Annotated in this window: 17 protein-coding genes; 9 read left to right on the top strand and 8 right to left on the bottom strand. The window is 58.1% G+C overall.

What is annotated here, in order from left to right:
- Positions 1 to 116: 116 nt before the first annotated feature.
- Positions 117 to 794 (top strand): O-methyltransferase, encoded by a 678-nt coding sequence (locus tag HDF14_RS10080; RefSeq protein WP_183976064.1) that lies wholly within the window; start codon positions 117 to 119, stop codon positions 792 to 794.
- Positions 795 to 873: 79 nt separating this feature from the next.
- On the opposite strand, the gene ispF is transcribed toward HDF14_RS10080, so the two are convergent.
- Both ispF and ispD read right to left on the bottom strand, forming a co-directional pair.
- The gene (gene ispF / locus HDF14_RS10075; RefSeq protein ID WP_183976062.1) at positions 874 to 1,485 is read right to left on the bottom strand and encodes a 2-C-methyl-D-erythritol 2,4-cyclodiphosphate synthase; all 612 of its coding nucleotides are present in this window, start codon (positions 1,483 to 1,485) and stop codon (positions 874 to 876) included.
- Positions 1,486 to 1,528: 43 nt separating this feature from the next.
- Positions 1,529 to 2,245 (bottom strand): 2-C-methyl-D-erythritol 4-phosphate cytidylyltransferase, encoded by a 717-nt coding sequence (gene ispD, locus HDF14_RS10070; RefSeq protein ID WP_183976574.1) that lies wholly within the window; start codon positions 2,243 to 2,245, stop codon positions 1,529 to 1,531.
- A 99-nt stretch (positions 2,246 to 2,344) separates the two neighbouring features.
- Between ispD and tilS the strand changes: the two genes are divergently transcribed.
- Together tilS and ftsH are read left to right on the top strand one after the other, a co-directional pair.
- On the top strand, positions 2,345 to 3,388 hold the full coding sequence (tilS, locus tag HDF14_RS10065; protein ID WP_183976060.1) for a tRNA lysidine(34) synthetase TilS: 1,044 nt from the start codon (positions 2,345 to 2,347) through the stop codon (positions 3,386 to 3,388).
- 360 nt (positions 3,389 to 3,748) lie between these two features.
- Positions 3,749 to 5,671, top strand: a complete 1,923-nt coding sequence (gene ftsH / locus HDF14_RS10060) for an ATP-dependent zinc metalloprotease FtsH (protein ID WP_183976051.1) — start codon at positions 3,749 to 3,751, stop codon at positions 5,669 to 5,671.
- 140 nt (positions 5,672 to 5,811) lie between these two features.
- On the opposite strand, the gene HDF14_RS10055 is transcribed toward ftsH, so the two are convergent.
- A complete protein-coding gene (locus HDF14_RS10055) occupies positions 5,812 to 6,693 on the bottom strand; it encodes a manganese catalase family protein (RefSeq protein ID WP_183976049.1) in 882 nt (293 codons plus the stop codon).
- Positions 6,694 to 6,806: 113 nt separating this feature from the next.
- On the opposite strand from HDF14_RS10055, the gene HDF14_RS10050 reads away from it, so the two are divergent.
- Positions 6,807 to 7,172 carry a DUF4260 domain-containing protein gene (locus tag HDF14_RS10050; RefSeq protein ID WP_183976048.1) on the top strand — a complete coding sequence of 122 codons (366 nt, stop codon included), beginning with the start codon at positions 6,807 to 6,809 and terminating at the stop codon, positions 7,170 to 7,172.
- Between the two features lie 14 nt (positions 7,173 to 7,186).
- Here the strand turns inward: HDF14_RS10050 and HDF14_RS10045 are convergent, their stop codons facing one another.
- On the bottom strand, positions 7,187 to 7,330 hold the full coding sequence (locus HDF14_RS10045; protein ID WP_183976047.1) for a hypothetical protein: 144 nt from the start codon (positions 7,328 to 7,330) through the stop codon (positions 7,187 to 7,189).
- A 57-nt stretch (positions 7,331 to 7,387) separates the two neighbouring features.
- Here HDF14_RS10045 and lptE point away from each other — a divergent pair, with 57 nt between their 5' ends.
- On the top strand, positions 7,388 to 7,897 hold the full coding sequence (lptE, locus tag HDF14_RS10040; RefSeq protein WP_183976046.1) for an LptE family protein: 510 nt from the start codon (positions 7,388 to 7,390) through the stop codon (positions 7,895 to 7,897).
- On the top strand, positions 7,897 to 9,042 hold the full coding sequence (gene holA, locus HDF14_RS10035; protein ID WP_183976045.1) for a DNA polymerase III subunit delta: 1,146 nt from the start codon (positions 7,897 to 7,899) through the stop codon (positions 9,040 to 9,042). The genes lptE and holA overlap by 1 nt, the downstream gene beginning before the upstream one ends.
- A gap of 85 nt (positions 9,043 to 9,127) precedes the next feature.
- On the opposite strand, the gene HDF14_RS10030 is transcribed toward holA, so the two are convergent.
- Positions 9,128 to 9,685: a PEP-CTERM sorting domain-containing protein gene (locus HDF14_RS10030; protein ID WP_183976044.1), complete on the bottom strand. Its 558-nt coding sequence runs from the start codon at positions 9,683 to 9,685 to the stop codon at positions 9,128 to 9,130.
- Positions 9,686 to 9,973: 288 nt separating this feature from the next.
- On the opposite strand from HDF14_RS10030, the gene sseA reads away from it, so the two are divergent.
- Both sseA and HDF14_RS10020 read left to right on the top strand, forming a co-directional pair.
- Positions 9,974 to 10,813 (top strand): 3-mercaptopyruvate sulfurtransferase, encoded by an 840-nt coding sequence (sseA, locus tag HDF14_RS10025; RefSeq protein WP_183976043.1) that lies wholly within the window; start codon positions 9,974 to 9,976, stop codon positions 10,811 to 10,813.
- A gap of 33 nt (positions 10,814 to 10,846) precedes the next feature.
- A complete protein-coding gene (locus tag HDF14_RS10020; RefSeq protein ID WP_183976042.1) occupies positions 10,847 to 11,746 on the top strand; it encodes an Fpg/Nei family DNA glycosylase in 900 nt (299 codons plus the stop codon).
- A gap of 167 nt (positions 11,747 to 11,913) precedes the next feature.
- Here the strand turns inward: HDF14_RS10020 and HDF14_RS10015 are convergent, their stop codons facing one another.
- Entirely contained in the window at positions 11,914 to 12,195 is a 282-nt protein-coding gene (locus HDF14_RS10015) for a hypothetical protein (RefSeq protein ID WP_183976040.1), read from the bottom strand.
- Between the two features lie 113 nt (positions 12,196 to 12,308).
- Between HDF14_RS10015 and HDF14_RS10010 the strand changes: the two genes are divergently transcribed.
- The gene (locus HDF14_RS10010) at positions 12,309 to 13,376 is read left to right on the top strand and encodes an AI-2E family transporter (RefSeq protein WP_183976038.1); all 1,068 of its coding nucleotides are present in this window, start codon (positions 12,309 to 12,311) and stop codon (positions 13,374 to 13,376) included.
- Positions 13,377 to 13,862: 486 nt separating this feature from the next.
- Here HDF14_RS10010 and HDF14_RS10005 read toward each other — a convergent pair whose 3' ends face one another.
- Together HDF14_RS10005 and polA are read right to left on the bottom strand one after the other, a co-directional pair.
- Positions 13,863 to 16,202, bottom strand: a complete 2,340-nt coding sequence (locus HDF14_RS10005; protein ID WP_183976036.1) for a Tex family protein — start codon at positions 16,200 to 16,202, stop codon at positions 13,863 to 13,865.
- Positions 16,203 to 16,377: 175 nt separating this feature from the next.
- Positions 16,378 to 19,221: a DNA polymerase I gene (gene polA, locus HDF14_RS10000; protein ID WP_183976034.1), complete on the bottom strand. Its 2,844-nt coding sequence runs from the start codon at positions 19,219 to 19,221 to the stop codon at positions 16,378 to 16,380.
- Positions 19,222 to 19,284: the final 63 nt, after the last annotated feature.

The raw sequence follows: 19,284 nt of genomic DNA, 5'->3' as shown, positions 1-19,284 counted from the left end.
ATCCTGACTCCCCGTGCTAACAACTCTCTACGAACACGCTAGCATCTCCACGAGCCCAAGCCGACCGTCAAAACACAATTTGCCCGCACGGCCGCTCGCCCTTATCCTCACACCATATGAATCAGGATCTCTGGACCTCCGTCGAACGCTACCTCACAAACACTCTCGTCCATCCCGATCTAGCACTCAACGAGGCAGTCGCGGCCAACACACGCACCGGGCTTCCCGCCATCGACGTCTCTCCCAACGAGGGCAAGCTCCTTCATCTGCTGGCGCGCATTCAGGGCGCGAAGCGAATTCTCGAAATCGGAACCCTCGGCGGATACAGCACCATCTGGCTGGCCCGCGCTCTCCCGCCCTTCGGCCGTCTCATCACACTCGAGCTCGACCCAACACACGCCAGAGTTGCCGCCGAAAACATCGAGCGCGCCGGCCTATCCTTACTCGTAGAAATCAGGGTCGGCAGCGCACTCGAATCCCTCGCCCGCCTCTACGCCGACAAGACCGATCCCTTCGACCTTATCTTCCTCGACGCCGACAAGCCCAACAACCCAAACTATCTCGAATGGGCACTCAAACTTTCACGTCCCGGCACCCTCATCATCGGAGACAACGTCATTCGCGATGGCCAAATCCTCGACGCCACCAGTACTGACGCCAGCGTTACCGGAACTCGAACTTTTCTCGAACACCTCGGCAGTCACCCAGGCCTCGACGCAACCGCGCTCCAGACCGTCGGCAGCAAAGGCTACGATGGATTCGCTCTCGCCATCGTAAAAGCCGGGCAGCAATAAGAGAAAACCGGACAGCTTAGCCAGCTAGCAAGCCGGGTGAAGCAAGTTGGCCGCTGCACTCGCTCAATCAACCATCAGGCTAAGTCAGATCATCCGTATCAAACGGAGTCACCTTCCGCCCCAACGCCGAAACACTTCGCGTCTCCCCAACCAGCGTCTTCACCACCACATCGATCTCATTCTCAGCCGTAGCAGCCATCGCGCCCACGGGCTCCGGAATCCCTAAGCTCTCCAAAAGCACCGTCGCATGCGCCACCGCGACGTGGTCCTGGTCCAATCCCTCAGGCGTCTTAGCCTTGATCCCAACCTCACCCGGCTTAACACCCAGCAGCGTCGCCACGCTCTCCCGCAACTCCCCTGCAATCGGCACGATCTTCGGCTTCGCCATCACCAGCACCGTATCGACGTTCACAATTTTGTATCCGGCTGTCGCCACCTCTTCCAGAGCCGTCTGCAAAAACACACTCGACGCAGCGCCCTTCCATCGCGGATCGCTCGGCGGAAAGAACGTCCCGATGTCCCCCGCACTCACCGCGCCCAGCAGCGCATCCGTAATCGCATGCAGCAACACATCTCCATCCGAATGGCCAGCCAACCCCTCGGGATGCTCAATCGCCAGCCCGCCAATTACCAGCGGCACGCCTGCCTTGAACGCATGCGAGTCATATCCGTAACCAATCCTCATGCCCATAAGCTATCTTCCCACGTTCTGCGAGCGCCATCACGCAGATCTATCAAGCCTTCGCCAACCCCAGATAAAACTCCGCCAGTTCGATATCTCCCGGCTGCGTAATCTTGAAGTTCCTCGCCGCACCCTGCACCACAGCCACCTCAACTCCAGCCCGCTCCAGCAGACTCGCCTCATCGGTGCCCGAAAACCCATCCACCTCGGCCTCCGCAAACGCCGCCCGCAACAACCCGAACCGAGCACCCTGCGGCGTCTGCGCCTGCACAATTCGCTCCCTCGGAATCGTCGCCGTCACAATCGCTCCATCTGCCGTCCGCTCCACCTGCTTGATCGTGTCCACCGCCGGCAGCCCAACGATGGCCGCGCCATGCTTCACCACCGCGTCAATCGTCCGTTCAATCGTCGCCGGATCGATCAGCGGCCTCACCGCATCATGCACCAGCACCACGTCGTCCGCATCGCACTCCAGCGCAGCCAGCGCATTCGCCACGGAATGTTGACGGTTATCCCCACCCTCCACCATGTGCACACGAGGCCCCAGCTTGTACTCCTCCATCTGCGCTTGTACTCGCTCGCGCTCATGCGCCCGCACCGCCAGGCAAACCGCATCCACTCTTGGTACCGCAAGAAACGCCCGCACAGACCGAACCAGCACCGGCACCCCACAAATCTCAAGAAACTGTTTCGGCGCCGCACTCGACGCACCACCCGCGGCCATCCGCGTCCCAATCCCTGCTGCCGGAAGAATCACAAATACTCGCATAACCTGCGAAGTATACAAGATGCTCGCGAACTTCTACGCGTTGTGGCCCACTCGCAACATCATCCCCGCTGTAAGTTTTCGACGGTAAGATGAAGTCGAATGCCTGCCAAGCCCACCCTGCCCTTCGACCGCACCAACATCCAACCCGGCGACCGCCTCTGCGTAGCCATCTCTGGAGGAGCAGACTCCGTAGCCCTCCTCCTCACCCTCCACACAGCCCGCGAGTCGCTCGGCATCGGCCTCTCCGCCGTGCACATCCACCACGGTCTACGCGGCGAAGAGGCCGACGCCGACCAACGCTTCGTCGAAGACCTCTGCATCGCCCACGACATCCCCCTCCATCTCCACCAAGCCAGCGTCCCGCAACGCGTCTCCGAAACCCGCGAGACCATCGAAGAGGCCGCCCGCAACTTACGCTACGACTTCTTCACCACCCTCCTCACCTCCGGCCACGCAGACACGATCCTCACCGCCCACACCCTCGACGACCAGGCCGAGACCGTCCTCATGAAGATCCTCCGCGGAGCCTGGACCGAAGGCCTCAGCGCCATTCACCCCATCATCACCCTCGCAAAAGGAAAGATCCTCCGCCCCTTCCTGCAAATCCGCCGCGCCGACATCGAGGCCTACCTCGCCCAACTCAACCAACCCTGGCGCACCGACTCCACCAACACCGACACCGCCTACACCCGCAACAAGATCCGTCACGAGCTCCTCCCCCAACTCCGCACCTACAATCCCAACCTCGACCAGACCCTCGCCAACATGGCCGAGCTGGCTCGCGAAGAGGAATCTCGCTGGCAATCAGAACTCAGCCGCATCCTCCCCCAGCTCCTCCTCCCTGGCAAGCCCATCCGAGGCGGTGGCCGAGCTGTCAGCACCACCCCAAGCCAATCCGCCGTCTCCATCGAACTCGATCGCCTCCGCACCCTCGACCCCGCCCTCCGCCGTCGCGTCCTCCGCGCCGCTGCCCGCCAACTCGGCGCCCGCCTCACCTTCGACGAGACCTCCCGCCTCCTCGCCCTCAGCGGTTTCCGCCCCGACCCCACCGTCGCCGCCCGCACCGGCTCCGTCCTGCACCTGCCCAGCGGACTCCGCGCCGACCGCTCCCCCCGCGAACTTCGCCTCTACCGCGAGAAATAACTCCCTTCAAATCATCACCAACAAGCAAAGCGCGCAATCGGCTCTCAACCCCCATCATCGCCGCCAAGAAAATCCCGCCACCCGAGCACGAACACCCCCAAACCAGCTCAACCCCCATCACCCTAAAGTCACATCATTATTTCCCGCATCAGACCCACGAATCGTTCTGTCAAGAGTAGAATCTAAATACTTGACCGAGGCAGGGTTTTTGCTGACAATCAGGAATACCCCACCAGCACAGGACCTTCCCTCACAGCCGCCGTCTAACCGTAGTACGTCTTCGCTAGCGAAGACTCTGTCTGACAAGTGCCAGTCGATTTCGAGGCAGCTGCAGACTAGAAAAAAAATGAGGAAATTCGCTTGAACTCGACTGTCAAACAAATTCTGATCTGGGTCTTCATGATCACCTGCCTAGTCTTCCTGTGGCAGGTTGTCGTCAAAACAACCGGCGGCACCCAGGAAAAGAACATCAGCCTCACCACCCTCCTCAACGACGCCGACCAGGGCAAGATCCAGGACGTCATCGTCAACGGAGCTGAGGTCACTGGACACTACCGCGACGACGCGAAGAATCTCTTTCACACCACCATCCCGGGCAACTACCCCGACATGTATAAGACGCTCCGCGATCACGGCGTCAACATCACCATCAAGGACCAGAGCCCCAACCAGTGGCTTAGCCTCCTGATCTCAATCGCGCCCTTCGCCCTTCTCCTTGGCCTCTGGTTCTTCCTCCTCCGCCAGATGCAGTCCGGCGGAAACAAGGCCATGAGCTTCGGCAAGTCGCGCGCCCGTCTGCTCTCCATGCAGCAGAAGAAGATCACCTTCAAGGATGTTGCGGGTGTCGATGAAGCCAAGGAAGAACTCAAAGAGATCATCGAGTTCCTCCGCGAAGCACAGAAGTTCCAGCGCCTCGGTGGCCGCATCCCCAAGGGCGTGCTCCTCGTCGGACCTCCCGGCACGGGCAAGACCCTCCTCGCCCGCGCAGTAGCCGGCGAAGCCAACGTTCCCTTCTTCTCCATCTCCGGTTCTGACTTCGTCGAGATGTTCGTAGGCGTCGGCGCATCCCGCGTTCGCGACCTCTTCGAGCAGGGCAAGAAGAACGCCCCCTGCATCATCTTCATCGACGAAATCGACGCAGTTGGCCGTCACCGTGGCGCAGGCCTCGGCGGCGGACACGACGAGCGTGAGCAGACCCTCAACCAGCTCCTCGTTGAGATGGACGGTTTCGAGTCCAATGACGGTGTCATCCTCGTCGCCGCAACCAACCGCCCCGACGTTCTCGACCCCGCCCTCCTCCGCCCCGGCCGCTTCGATCGTCGCGTCATCGTAGATCGTCCCGACATCCGTGGCCGCGAAGAGGTCCTCAAGGTCCACTCCAAGAAGGTCCCCATGGCAGAAGATGTGAACCTCAACATCCTCGCTCGTGGAACCCCGGGCTTCTCCGGTGCCGACCTCGCCAACATGGTCAACGAAGCTGCCCTCACGGCCGCCCGCTACAACAGAAAGTCAGTCCACATGTATGACTTCGAAGTAGCCAAGGACAAGGTCATGATGGGTGCCGAGCGTAAGTCCATGCTCCTTACCGATGAGGAGAAGCGCGTCACCGCTTATCACGAGGCCGGTCACACGCTGGTCTCCGCGTTGCGTGAGCACTCTGACCCGCTCCACAAGGTCACCATCATCCCCCGCGGCATGGCTCTCGGTGTAACGGTCTACCTCCCCGAGGAAGACCAGCACACCGTCACCAAGGACTATCTCGAAACCCGCATGGCCACCCTCATGGGCGGACGCTGCGCGGAAGAGATCTTCCTCAAGCAGATGACCACCGGAGCAGGCAACGACATCGAGCGCGCCACAGAGCTGGCCCGCAAGATGGTCTGCGAGTTCGGTATGTCCAAGATGGGTCCAATGACCTTCGGCAAGAAGGAAGAGCAGATCTTCCTCGGCCGCGAGATCGCTCAGCACCGCGACTTCTCTGACGACACCGCCAAGCAGATCGACGCTGAGGTTCGCTTCTTCGTTGATGCCGGCTACAAGTCGGCCTACACCATCCTTGAGTCCAACCAGGACATCATGCACCGCATGGCAGCAGCCTTGTTGGAGCGCGAGACCCTGGATGCCGCCGAGATCAAGTTGATCATCGAAGGCAAGGAACTCCCCGCCGCCAAGTCCGCGCTCTCCGGCGTAGACCCAGGTAACGGTGGCGAAACCCAGAAGATCCTCAAGCCAGAAAGCGGACGCAAGCCCGGCTTCGGCGAAGGCCAACCAAGCCCCGCATAACAAACTCGAAAACAAACAATCAACCAAGAAATGGCAGCCACAAAGGCTGCCATTTCCTTTTCCTCAACTCCACCAAAAGGCGCCGAAGGCGCGCCAGCCTCGATGGCAGATCGCGCCGTGCGCGCAGCACGCCGTTGCCTTTACTCCCGAGTCCGCGAACTCCGGCTCGATCCATGCCCATTACTTCCAACGCCGGCAAGCTGCTTACCAAGAGCTTCATCAGCCACTGAGGTCGTAGCCTTCTGTGCCTCATCCTGCTTGCCTCTGTCTTCGCCATTGATCTTCCCGTCGATATCGCCAACCGAAAGACCCTTGCCACCGTTCATCTGCGACTCCACCGGATGCAGGCCAAACGACGAGGTCCACGGTCCATGCATATCCGTCTCCCCCTCACTGCCATCACCAGTGGATCCGTTGAAGTACTCGTCCACAATCCCCGGCGTCGGCTTCAACAACCCTACCGAGAAAGGAGTCTTCTCGATGCTATCCAGCGCCGCCTGAAACGCCTTCATGTGTGTAATCTCGCGAGTCATCAAGAACTGCAGCGTATCAATCGATCCTGGATCGTCGGTATGGTCGATCAACCGCTCATACACAATCTTCGCTCGAGCCTCGGCCGCGATGTTGCTTCGCAGATCTACATCCAGCTCACCGGTAATCTTCAGGTAGTTCGCGGTCCAAGCGTTCCCCATCGAATCGAACAGCCCAACGCCGCCACCGCCTGCGATCGTCACCAGCGGATCAGCCTCCGCAGCCTCACGATTCGTCTTCAGAGGTGCCAGGTGCATTCGAATCAACGCACCGACAACCTCCAGATGGCTCAACTCCTCCGTCCCGATATCCAACAGCAGATCTCTCCGCCCTAGATCGTCGACACAGTTCCACCCCTGAATCGTATATTGCATCGCTGCTGCAAGCTCGCCGTTCGCTCCGCCAAACTGCTCCAGCAACATGTTGCCGAAACGAACATCCGGCTCCCCGATATTGACCGTATACATCAGCTTCTTTACATGGTGATACATAGGAAGTCCTTAAAAACTGGTTTGTCGTTCTTCCGTTCTGCGTACTGCCCGTATGATGCAATCCGTCCATCCCTGCACCACCGAATCCCTGGTGATCACGTATAAAATCTCGTATGCTCACCCAGCCCCCTGTCCTCCTGCGAATCGAGGAAGCCGCCCTCCTCATCCTCCCCATCGTCGCCTACCAGCATCTCCACTACAGCTGGCCTCTCTTCGCCATCCTCTTCCTTACCCCCGACCTCTTCATGCTAGGCTACCTGGCCAACGTTCGCCTCGGAGCCGCAACTTACAACCTCGTACACACCCTAACCCTGCCCTTGATCTTGCTCCTAATCGGTTACATCAAGCACTGGCATCTCCCCTCAGCGATCGCGCTCATCTGGATCGCCCACATTGCGATCGACCGCCTCCTCGGCTTCGGACTCAAATATCCGACCTTCTTCAAAGACACTCACCTCCAGCACATCCCCTCAAAATAAAGTTCAAAATCGTGTCACATTTTTCTTGCCTCAAAACTCACCATCCAAAACACCACAGTCACCACGCACTCCACCACGTTCTCACCACCAAAACACCACGTTTTGGAGACGTCTTTTCCAAAAACTCCCAATAAAAACAACCCTTTTCCACCGTTCAACTTTTTTCCGCAGAAAAACCCCGCCACCGCACCAATGCGACAATAGAAACAAGACGCATGCGCCTCCTAACCCCGATCCTTCTCCTCACGCTCGCCGGCTGCGGCTACCACCAGGCTGGCTCTGCGACCAACATCCCCGCCAGCGTCCGCACCCTCGCCGTCCCGGTCTTCGCCACCAACGCGCAAGCCTTCCACACTGAGATGGCCTTCACCCAGGCCACCATCCGCGAGCTCAACACCCGCACCAAGTACCGCATTCTCACCTCAGACTCGGACTCCGCTGACGCCACCCTCAAGGGCACCATCGTCAGCCAGACCGTCGCGCCGCTCACCTACGACGGGGCCACGGGCCAGTCCTCCAGCTACCTCATCACCATCACCGCCAGAGTTCTCCTCACCGCCCATGACGGTCACGTCCTCTATCGCAACGACGGCTTCATCTATCACGAGCAGTACCAGTCCACCCAGGACCTCAGCGGTTTCATCCAGGAAGATAACAAAGCCGTTTACCGCGTCGCAAAAGACTTCGCCCAGGCCGTCGTAAGCGATATGCTGGAGTCGTTCTAATGGCCTCTCTCAAGTCCTTCGCCTCCGTCGACCGATTCATCGCAGAGATCGCCTCCCCAGCTACCCTCCGCCCCGCCTACGTCCTCCTCGGCGACGAAGTCTTCCTCTACGACCGCTGCCGCAAAGCCGTCCTCGCCACCCTCGCCCCCGAAGACACCCGCGACTTCTGCCTCCACGACCTCGACCTCGCCGAAACCAGCATCTTTGAAGTCCTCGACCGCGCCCAGACTCCTTCCCTCATGGCACCTTTCCAGGTCCTCTTCGTCCGCAACCTCAAAATTCTCTACGGTCGCGGCAGCAAAAAAGAAGAATTCTCCGCCATCGACGCCTACTTCCGATCGCCCAATCCTTCGGCCCTCATTCTCTTCGTCGCCGACCATCTTCGCATCCCCACCGACCTCCGCAAGATGGACTATCAAGACAAAGAACGCTTCGAAAAGATCCGCGAGACGTTAGGCGACTGGTGCGGCACTGTCGAGCTCGCCCGCGTCGATGAAAACGACGCCATAAAATGGGTCACCACGTCCGCCGAATCCCGCAATGTAAAGTTTGACCCCGACGCCGCCCGCGAACTTGTCGACTCCCTCGGCGCCGACATGATGCTTATCGCGAGCGAGTTCGAAAAGCTCCTCCTCTACGTCGAAGGGAAAAACCGCGTTACCCTCGGCGACGTAGAAACCATGGTCCTCGCCGCGAAGCAGCGCTCTCTTTACGAACTCACCGACGCCATCTCCGCCAAGGACCGCCCCCGCGCGCTCCTCCTCCTCCACGGTCTCCTCAACGCCTCCGACGGTGGCGAAGACGCGGCCATCGGCCACCTCTACATGCTCGCGCGCACCTTCCGCCAGATGCTCATCATCTCGGAAAAAAACGTGCGCGATCCCCGAGCCATCTGGCAGGTCCTCTGGCAGGGCTTCCGCATGCCTCCCTTCGCCGCCGAAGACCTCATCAAGCAGGCACGCCGCTACAAATCCCGCCGCGAGCTCACCCGCGCCATCCGGCTCGTAGCCCGCGCAGACCTCGAACTCCGCAGCAGTCCCGCCAACAAACTGCTCGTGCTCGAGCGTCTCATCCTCGACCTCTCCACCGAACCCAAACCCAACGCCTACGACCCCACCCAACAATTCGCAATGGAACTGTCCTAGCAGCTCTCAGTGGAGCTACGTCGACCTGGACAAAAGAGGCCGGACTTCGCCACCCGGCTCCTCCCCATAATTTGGTCACGCGAGACTAAGCAAACAATCTTTTGCGGACAACGCCCGCAGCTGCGAGCATCCCGGTTCCCAGCAGAGCCAACGTCCCGGGCTCTGGAGTCACGCCGGTTTGATTGAGAGCATAGGACAGCACAGTCGTTTCTTTACCCGTGAAATCCCCACCAGCGAACTTGACCGTCAGCGTATCTCCCGCAAACGAAAAATTCACACCCAGACCATTCGATATCAGCGAAAAGTCCTTAAAGTCGGTGTCTGTAAATTTCATTTCAAACGGAGCCTGGCCGTCACGAAATCCCGTGTCCGTGAGAGTGAGGGTCGAGCCAGTAAAATTCGCGGTATCCAAATTAGCCGCGTCGCTATATCCGAATTCAGTCTCGGAGCCTATGGCCACCTTTGTCCCCGCATGGTTGCCAAAGCCATTAGGAACCCCCCCGTTTGCAGCATCAAAGAAGTTGATCGGCATTCCACTGAACGCAAGAGACCCGGTGACCGATGTACCGATGCCGTCAGCGAGAACCGTATGCGCAGATAGAGAAAGCACTCCCACCGCAAAGATAGACAAAATTCTTTTCATCGTTTTACCTCGAGAGTCACGTCGAACGACCTTCTAAAGGCAATTAGCCAGCCAAAGAAAATCCACCGACGCGAACGAGCGCCAACCAGTGCAACTCGCTGCGTCGAAATGGCTTCATGCATTCGAATGCATAATTGCAAAGCGAATCACGCAGGCTTCCCTGCACACAGTTGCATGCAAATGTGCAAAGACATTCCAAGATACTCCTCCAACCGCTGACCCACATTCACATAGCCAGCCCCACCACCTCGCTCATTTCCTCTCTGGCGCACACAGTAATCTATCTTCATGAACCCTTTCGTCGCCCCCTCCTGGCTCGCCGCCCGCCTCGAAGACCCCTCGATCGTCGTCCTCGACGCCACCCTCCCACCCGTCGGCGTCACCCCCCCGGTTGACACCCGCGCCCGTTACCTCGAGCATCACATCCCCGGCGCACTCTTCTTCGACATCGAAGCTCTCTCCGACCACACCACACCACTCCCGCACATGCTCCCCACACCCGAGAACTTCTCCCGCAGCATGTCCGCCCTCGGCGTCTCCGACACCAGCACCATCGTCATCTACGAGCAGCACGGCGTCTTCTCCGCCCCCCGCGCCTGGTGGATGCTCCGCACCTTCGGCGCCCAACACGTTTACGTCCTCAACGGCAGCCTCCGCACATGGATAGACTCCGGCCTCCCCACCGATTCCGGCCCCGTCCATCGCACCCCAGCCGCCTTCCACGCCAACCTCAACCGCAACGCCGTAGCAGACCTTCCCCAACTCAAAGACCGACTCGCCCACCACCAGCAAGTCCTCGACGCCCGATCCGCCGCACGCTTCAACGGCACCGCACCCGAGCCCCGTCCCGGCCTAAGCTCCGGTCACATGCCCGGCGCCACCAGCACGCCCTTCACCGACCTCGTCGAAGACAGCCACCTCAAACCAGCCGAAAAACTCCGCGAATACTTCGCCGCCAAAAACGTAGACCTACAGCAGCCAATCACCACCACGTGCGGCTCCGGCGTCACCGCGGCAGTCGTCGCCCTAAGCCTTGAAGTAGCCGGCGCACAAAACGTAACCCTCTACGACGGCTCCTGGGCCGAGTACGCCCAACACCCCGACTCAGTCATAGAAAAAAGCAGCTAATCCCGCCGCAATCGTTATCATCTCTCCAAACACATGCCGGAACTACCCGACATCACCGCCTACCTCTCCGCCCTCGCCCCGCGCATCGTAAGCCAGCCGCTAACCCACCTTCGCATCGCCAGCCCCTTCCTCCTCCGCACCGTCCAGCCCCGCATCGAAGAGATCGAAAACCACACCATCCGCGCCCTGCACCGCATCGGCAAGCGTATCGTCTTCGAGTTCGATAACGGCCTCTGGCTCGTCCTTCACCTCATGATCGCCGGCCGCCTCCACTGGCGCCCTCTCGGCGCAAAGCTCGGAGGCCGCAACAACCTCGCCGCCTTCGACTTCCCCAACGGCTCCCTCGTCCTCACCGAAGCAGGCTCCAAGCGCCGAGCCTCCCTCCATCTCTTCGCCAACGAAGCCGCCGGACAAGAAATAGACCCCGGCGGAATCGACGTCTTCGCCACCGACCTCGAAGGCTTCCGCACCGCCCTTACCACCGAAAACCGCACCCTGAAGCGAGCTCTCACCGACCCGCGCATTCTCTCTGGCATCGGCAACGCCTACTCCGACGAGATCCTCCACGCCGCCCAGCTCTCACCGATCCAGCAAACCGCGAAGATGGATCCTGCCCAATGGCAGCGCCTCTTCACCGCCACCCGCGATACGCTTACTCTCTGGATCGATCGCCTCAATGCCGAAGCCGCCCAGGCCTTCCCCGAAAAAGTCACAGCCTTCCGCAAAGACATGGCCGTCCACGGTCGCTTCGGACAACCCTGCTCCACCTGCGGCCAGCCCATCCAGCGCATCCGCTACGCCGACAACGAAACCAACTACTGCGCCCAATGCCAGACCAACGGCAAGGTCCTCGCCGACCGCAGTCTCTCCCGCCTCCTGGGCAAAGACTGGCCTCGCACACTCGACGAACTCGAAGCGCTCAAAAAACGCTAGCCAGCTAGCCATTCCCATCGCTTTTTCAGTTGTCTTTGCCGTCGCCGTTGCTTTTCTTGCTGTCATCCCCGAAGGGGATCTGCTGTTGTCGTTACTCTTGCCGTTGCCTGTCCATTTGTCGTTCCGCCCTGCAGCGGAGGAACCTACGGTTTCAACACATCCACAAATCAAACAGCCTCTGGCCCCCGAGGCCCTTTAGCCCGCCGCAACACCGTCATCGACACATAAGCCCCAATCCACGACCCCACAGCAGCAAAGCAAACATACACCCAGTTCTTCGTATAACTGATCACCGCAAATGCCGACAACAAATACCAGACACTACTCCAGGTAGCCGCCGGCAACCGTCTCTGCGACGACACCGCCGCATTGAACATCACATAAACCGCGTCCGTAGCCGCAGTGGACACCAACACACCCACCGCAAGCCACGGTTCCAGATGCACCATAGGCCGAACCTCCTCATCGATTCACAGAACAAAATCAACCAGCGAGCACGTATTCTAGTCTCGCCCCATAACAGACACGCATCGAACAAAGACCATCGGAGAGCACTACCCACATGCAAGTAGGCCGAGAAGACAGAAGAAAAGATCGAGAAGACCCACCCTGGAGGCAGATCACTCTCTTCCTTCTCACCATCGGCATTCTGATCCTCTGCGGCTTCATCCTCCAGCCCTTCTTCACCGCCATCGTCGGAGCCATCGTCCTCGCCGTCGTCACAGAAGTCCCCTACAACTGGCTCTCCGCCCGCATTCCCAACCGCACCCTCTGCGCCGTCGTCGCCCTCATCCTCGTCATCCTCGCGGTCATCGTCCCCGGCTTCTTTCTCATGCAGGAACTGAGTGAACATGCCCTCAAAGCCATCGTCTCTCTTCGCAACCCCAACGCGCAAAATCTAATCACCGACTACATCGGCAACCATCCCGCCCTCGCCAACCGCATCGAAGCCTTCTCCGCCTCCATCGACGTCAACACCGCCGCCCGCACCACCGCCACCTATGTGGGCGGGAAAGCCGCAGTGATCCTCACAAACTCCATCCATTTCATCACCGAGCTTGTCGTCATGCTCTTCCTTCTTTTCTTCCTCTTTCGCGACCGCCAGGTCGCGCTCGATGGCCTCCGCGCCCTTATCCCCCTCCGCGAAGACGAGACCGCGGAACTCCTCAATCGCGTCGACGACACCATCTACGCCACCTTCCTCGGCCGCCTCGTCATCGCTCTCGTCCAGGGAGTTCTCGCCGGTCTAGCCTTCTGGGTGCTCGGCGTCCCCGGTGTCCTACTCTGGGCCACCACCCTCACCGCCTTCGCCATGATCCCCGCCTTCGGCGCCTTCCTCGTCTGGGGACCCATCGCCACCTACCTCGGCCTCAACGGCCATTGGGGCAAGGCTGCTCTCCTCGTCATATGGGGCGGACTCATCGTCAGCACCATCGACAATATTCTCTACCCCATCCTCATCGGCGGCCACCTGCGCGCACACACCGCCATCATTCTCATCACCATCCTCGGCGGCATCGCGGTCTTCGGCCCCCTCGGCATCATCCTTGGTCCGGTCATCTTCAGCATCGCCACCAGCCTTCTCGACATCTGGCACGCCCGCACCAACCAATCTCTAGGGCAAATTTAGCCCCTAAGAAAATTTGCCATTCTGATTGAGGAGGAAGAACTCCCGATCTGCATTTGCGGCTGCATTTGCATTTGCCGTTGCATTTCTTGTTGTCATCCCCGGAAGGGATCTGTGGTTGCTGTTGCTGTAGCTCTCGCCTCGGGCTTTCACCCTTCATTAAAAAAGCGAATCTCAACCGCAAATTTCCCAGCAAAAACGCATGTCAAGCCCTAAACTTACCAAAACCCGCGCCAATCAAGGGAATTAGCATTGCGCATCAGTTCCATCCAATCCGCTAGACTAGAACTAGTGAGCAGAGGAAGGCCCCGCGAATCCGCGGGGCCTTCTTTTGTAACCGAAGATGAACATAACTCATTTGGAATGATGAATTTGCGGCTAACCCTTTTGTTAAGACGATTTTGCAGACATCGACAACTCGCAACCAACTGATTCAAAACAACTTATCCGCAGGCAATAGGGGGGGGTACCCCCTTACCAAACGGACGGCTAACGTCCCTTCCACTTGGAGGACAGCATCGCCAACTTGTCATCAAGAGAAACCGGAGCCTTCACAGGCTCGGGTGCAGCCGTCTTCACGCGGACCTGTGTCTTCAACATCGGCCCTCCTTGCCCCTTCGCCGGAGCCTGCGAATTCGGTGCATTTTGCCGCGGCCCTCTAGGCCCCGCCTCATGCAGCGCCTTGATCGACAACGCAATACGCTTCGTCTTCGCATCGGCAGCGAGCACCTTCACCTTCACGATCTGCCCCGCCTTCACCGCCTCAGATGGATCCTTGATGAACTTCACCGACAGCTCGCTGATATGGACCAGCCCATCCTGGTGCACCCCAATATCGACGAACGCACCAAACTTCGTCACGTTCGTCACCACACCTTCAAGCACCATGTCCGGCATCACATCCGACAACTCCCGGACACTTTCATTGAAGCTCGGCGCTACAAACTTCTCGCGCGGATCCCGCCCCGGCTTCTTCAACTCCTCCAGAATGTCATTCAGCGTAAAACTCCCCGCCGAAACTGCGCTCTTATCCACCTTCTCCAGCAACTGCGGACTCTTGATCAACTCCTCAACCGGAGCCTTCAACGAAGCCGCAATCTGCTCCACAACCGCGTACGACTCAGGATGAACTGCAGTCATATCCAGCAGATTCTCACCATCCCGAATCCGCAGAAATCCCGCAGCCTGCTCAAACGTCTTCGCCCCAATCCCAGGAACCTTCATCAGCTGAGTCCGCGAGCGAAACCGTCCATGCTCGTTCCGATAGCTGACAATGTTCAACGCAGTTCTCTCCGTCACACCTGAAACATACCGTAGCAAAGTCCACGACGAAGTATTCAGGTCAACACCAACCCGATTCACGCAACTCTCGATCACCGTCTCGAGCGACTGCTGCAACTGTCTCTGATCCACATCATGCTGATACTGACCGACACCAATCGACTTCGGATCGACCTTCACCAGCTCCGACAACGGATCCTGCAACCGCCGCGCGATCGAGATCGCTCCACGCACCGTAAGATCCAGATCCGGAAACTCCTGCCTCGCTACATCCGAAGCCGAATAGATACTCGCTCCCGACTCGCTCACCGTCACCGAGAAGATATTCTCCAGGCCACGCTCACGCAGGAACTCTCGCACAAACGCATCCGTCTCCCGCGAAGCCGTTCCATTCCCAATAGCAATTGCCCGAACCTGATGCTTTACCACAAGAGCCTCAAGCGTCTTCCCAGCCGCCTCCGCGGCGCCCTTCGAAGTATGCAGATACAGCACATCATTCGCCAGGAACTTCCCGGTCTCATCCACCACCGCAACCTTGCACCCGGTCCTCTGCCCCGGATCAATCCCCAGCACCGAGATCGGCCCAGCCGGCGGAGCCAGCAGCAGATGGTGCAGATTATCTCGGAACACCTGAATCGCATCCAGATCCGAGCGCTTCTTCAACTCCAGCCGCAGTTCACCCTGAATGGAAGAGTTCAGCAGCCGTGACCAGCAATCCTCAATCGCCAACTCCAGCTGCGGCGTCCAATCCCCCTGCTCCCGCAACACCCCGCGACGCAGCACATTCACCGCCCGTGCAGCCTCCAACTCAATCAAAAAATAAAGTACATTCGCACTCTCACCTCGACGAATCGCCAACATCCGGTGCGAGGGAATCGTCTCCACCGGTTCGCGATAGTCGTAGTACATCTTGAACTTTTCCTGCTCATCCACTGCATCCAGCGCCTTGCGACTCACCACCACGCCCTCATCAAACATCAACGCACGCGCCACCTTCCGCAAGTCCGCACTCTCGCTGATCATCTCCGCCACGATGTGTCTCGCACCCTCAAGTGCTTCCTCAGCGGAGGCAACTCCCTTCTCACCATCGACAAATCTGGTAGCCATCGCGCTCAGCGGTTCATCCGAGATTCTTTGCTCCCACAGATACAGCGCCAGTGGTTCCAGTCCTTTCTCACGAGCAATTGTCGCCTTCGTCCTTCGCTTCGGCCGATATGGTAGATACAGATCTTCCAGCTCACTCTTATCTAGAGTCGCGTCAATCCTCGCCTTTAAATCGTCCGTCATCTTGCCCTGCTCCGCAATCGAAGCGAGAATTGTCGCCCGCCGCACCTCGAGATCGCGAAAGTAAGCGACCTTTTCCTCAATGTCACGAATCTGCACCTCATCGAAATTTCCAGTAGCCTCCTTGCGATACCGGGCGATGAAGGGGACAGTCCCACCCTCGTCCAGCAACGCAATCACTGCGACCAAGCCTTGCATTGGGAGGTTGAGAATTTGGGCGATGTGCAGCAAAACTGGGGGAGGGAGAGTGCGTGCGTCAGTCATATGCTTGTTTAGCAATCCTACCGCCAACAGCCTAGGAAAACTCGCCCTGACATCTTTCCACGTGCTGTCGATTCCTGGATTCACACTCAATAGGCAGATGGCGCATAAAGAAGTATGTCGGACAATTACCAAGGCGGTAGAAGTTCTCAAAAGCATGTCGAAAATCGAAGAGGCCCTATTTCATATCGCGCCAGTTTTTGCCAACCCCCACCTCGGCGACGATTGGGATCGAAAACTCAGCGACATGTTCCATCTCTTGCTTAACAAGCAGCTGCAGTTCTTCGACTTCTTCAGGAACAACATCGAAGAGTAGTTCGTCGTGAACCTGTAGAGTCATCTGCGATCTGAGTTTGCGGTCGCGGATAAGCTGATCGATTCTGAGCATCGCCAGTTTGATGAGGTCGGCGGCGGTACCTTGTAGTGGGGTATTGATTGCAGTCCGCTCCGCAAATCCGCGCATGTTGGGATTGCGGGATTGAATATCCGGGATTGGTCGAATGCGGCCGAAATACGTCTTTACCGACTGATCTCGACGCACGCTTTCGAGCGTCTCCTTGATGAAGCGTTCAACGCCTTTGTAGCGGTCGAAATAAATCTCGATGTAGGTCTTCGCGGTTTTCTGGTCGATGTTAAGTTGTGCAGCCAGGCCGAATGGACTAATGCCGTATACGATGCCGAAGTTAACGGCCTTGGCTCGGGCGCGAGTCTCTTTATCCATTGTGGCCATGTCGACACCGAAGACCTCACTAGCGGTCAATGCGTGAATGTCTTTGCCTGTGCGGTAGGCATCGAGCAGCAAAGGGTCCTGTGAGAAGTGTGCCATCAAACGCAACTCTATCTGCGAGTAGTCCGCGGACAGCAAAACATTGCCCTGCGCTGGGATAAATGCGGCGCGAATCTCCCGGCCGAGAGCTGTACGGATGGGAATGTTTTGTAGGTTTGGGTTGGTACTGGAAAGTCGGCCAGTCGCGGTGCCTACTTGGTTGAAGGTAGTATGGATGCGCCCCATGGCATCAGTGAGATGTGGCAGAGAATCGATGTAGGTGGATTTCAGCTTTGCTAGCTGACGATATTCGAGCACGAGCGCGGGAACGGCATGATGTTCCGCGAGTTCGTCAAGCACATCCTGAGCAGTAGAGACGACTTTGCCCTTGCCGTACTTCATCGGCTTGGGAAGGAGCATCTTGTTGAAGAGGACGTCGCCGAGTTGCTTAGGCGAGTTGATATTGAAACGATGTCCAGAATCCCTATAAATGCGCTCCGCGAGATTATCTATATCCACAGCAAGTCGAGTGGACATCTCGCCGAGAACGGCAGAATTGATCCGAACACCAGCTTGCTCCATGCGTAATAGGACAGGGACCAACGGGAGATCCATCGTCTCGTAGATTTGCGTGAGGTGAGCTGATTCGATCTGGCTCCGAAGAACCTCGGAGAGGCGATGTACAGCGTTGGCAGCTTCAGGCAGGAGATTTGCAATCTCGGCGTCACTGGGCGTCTTGGAGGGGCGGGGTAAGGCACGGTCGGTAAAGCGAGCCGTGACATCAGGAAGAACGTGAGAGCCATGCGTCGGGTTGACGAGGTAGCTATAGAGCATCACATCGTCGCGGACTCCAGCCAATACGGTCTGATGTGGTTCAAGTGCACGGAGTACGGCTTTGAGATCATGCACATGCTTTGGAAGTGTTGGGTCTTCAAGCGCCTCTTTTAGGCCGAGCGCTTGGAGCGATACGACCATCGCGGAGTCAACTGAGGTCGTGAGACCAATTTGTAGAGTGGTCGAAACGTTCGGCACGCGCTGGTTCTGCGGCTCCGGCTCCTGAGTCCCGAAGAGAGACATAGACATGGACGGCAGCGGTTCGGGCTCTGCCTCTTCTTCGGCAGACACGTCCGTGGAGACTTCTTCTGCGAGAGCTCGGGCATCTTCAAAGACGGCTAGTGTCAACCCCTTGATGTTTCCCGCAACATCTACCGATCTGGCGTCGGTCAGCAATTCACTTACTTGTTCCGACGTCGGTGACAAATTGAATGACATGGGGGTGTTTGCGATGGAGGGCGCCAGTTCCTTTAGCAGAGTTGTGAATTCAAGCTCCGAGAAGAGTTCGCGACACGCTGCATTATCGGGTGGCTGGGTAAGCATATCGTCTAGCTCGTAATCGATAGGCACGCTTGTATGAATCGTAACGAGCTCTTTTGAAAGAAGAATGTTGTCGCGATTATTTTGTAATGATTCCCGATACGTTTTGCGTTTCACCTCATCAGCGCGATCGAGCGCGGCCTCGACGGTACCAAACTGCTGGATAAGCTCGACGGAACCTTTATCACCGATGCCTGGCGCACCGGGAATATTGTCGATGGAATCGCCGCGGAGCGCCATCACGTCAATCACGCGCTCGGGCGGGACACCAAGCGCAGCTTCAACCCCGGGAGGATCAAGAATCAGATTGTCTTTGGTTGGATTGAGAATGAACACGTCATCATTGACGAGCTGCATCATATCCTTGTCAGACGAAACGACATAGACTTTGTGGCCCAGAGCAGAAAGCTTACAGGAAAGCGTTCCTATAACGTCGTCCGCCTCAAATCCCTCGTAACTAAGAATCGGGATGCGAAATGCCTCCAGGGCGCGGCGGATGAAAGGGAGCTGCTGGGTAAGATCGGCGGGCATTTCAGTTCGATTGGCCTTGTAGCCGAGGTAGTCGATCTCCTCGAACTGCTGGGTCGTGATGTTGAACTTCTTGACCGCCTTCATCTCGCGTGCGCGCTCGTCGCGAAAGACGGGACCGGACAGGTCGTAGATCGCCGCGAGATAGTGCGGAGAAAAGTCTTTGCGTAACTTGTTGATCATGTTCACGAAGACATAGGTCGCCGCAGTAGGAATTCCGGTCCGCGTAGACATCGGGCGCTGACGCTGCATTGCGTGATAGGCGCGGAAGATAAAAGCCATGCTGTCAAGCAGGTAGATAGGAGGCTTGGCAGACGATGCGGTTGGATTTTCTTGATTCGTTATGTTCGACATGACTTGTTAGATGGTAGCGCGGACCGACTAATAAGACCTCGGCCACTAGAGTGGGTGCCGGTC

Origin of the sequence: Tunturiibacter gelidiferens (assembly GCF_014201335.1) — a bacterium.
In the GTDB taxonomy this organism is placed as follows: domain Bacteria; phylum Acidobacteriota; class Terriglobia; order Terriglobales; family Acidobacteriaceae; genus Edaphobacter; species Edaphobacter lichenicola_E.
This window is presented reverse-complemented; position numbering and strand designations above follow the sequence as displayed.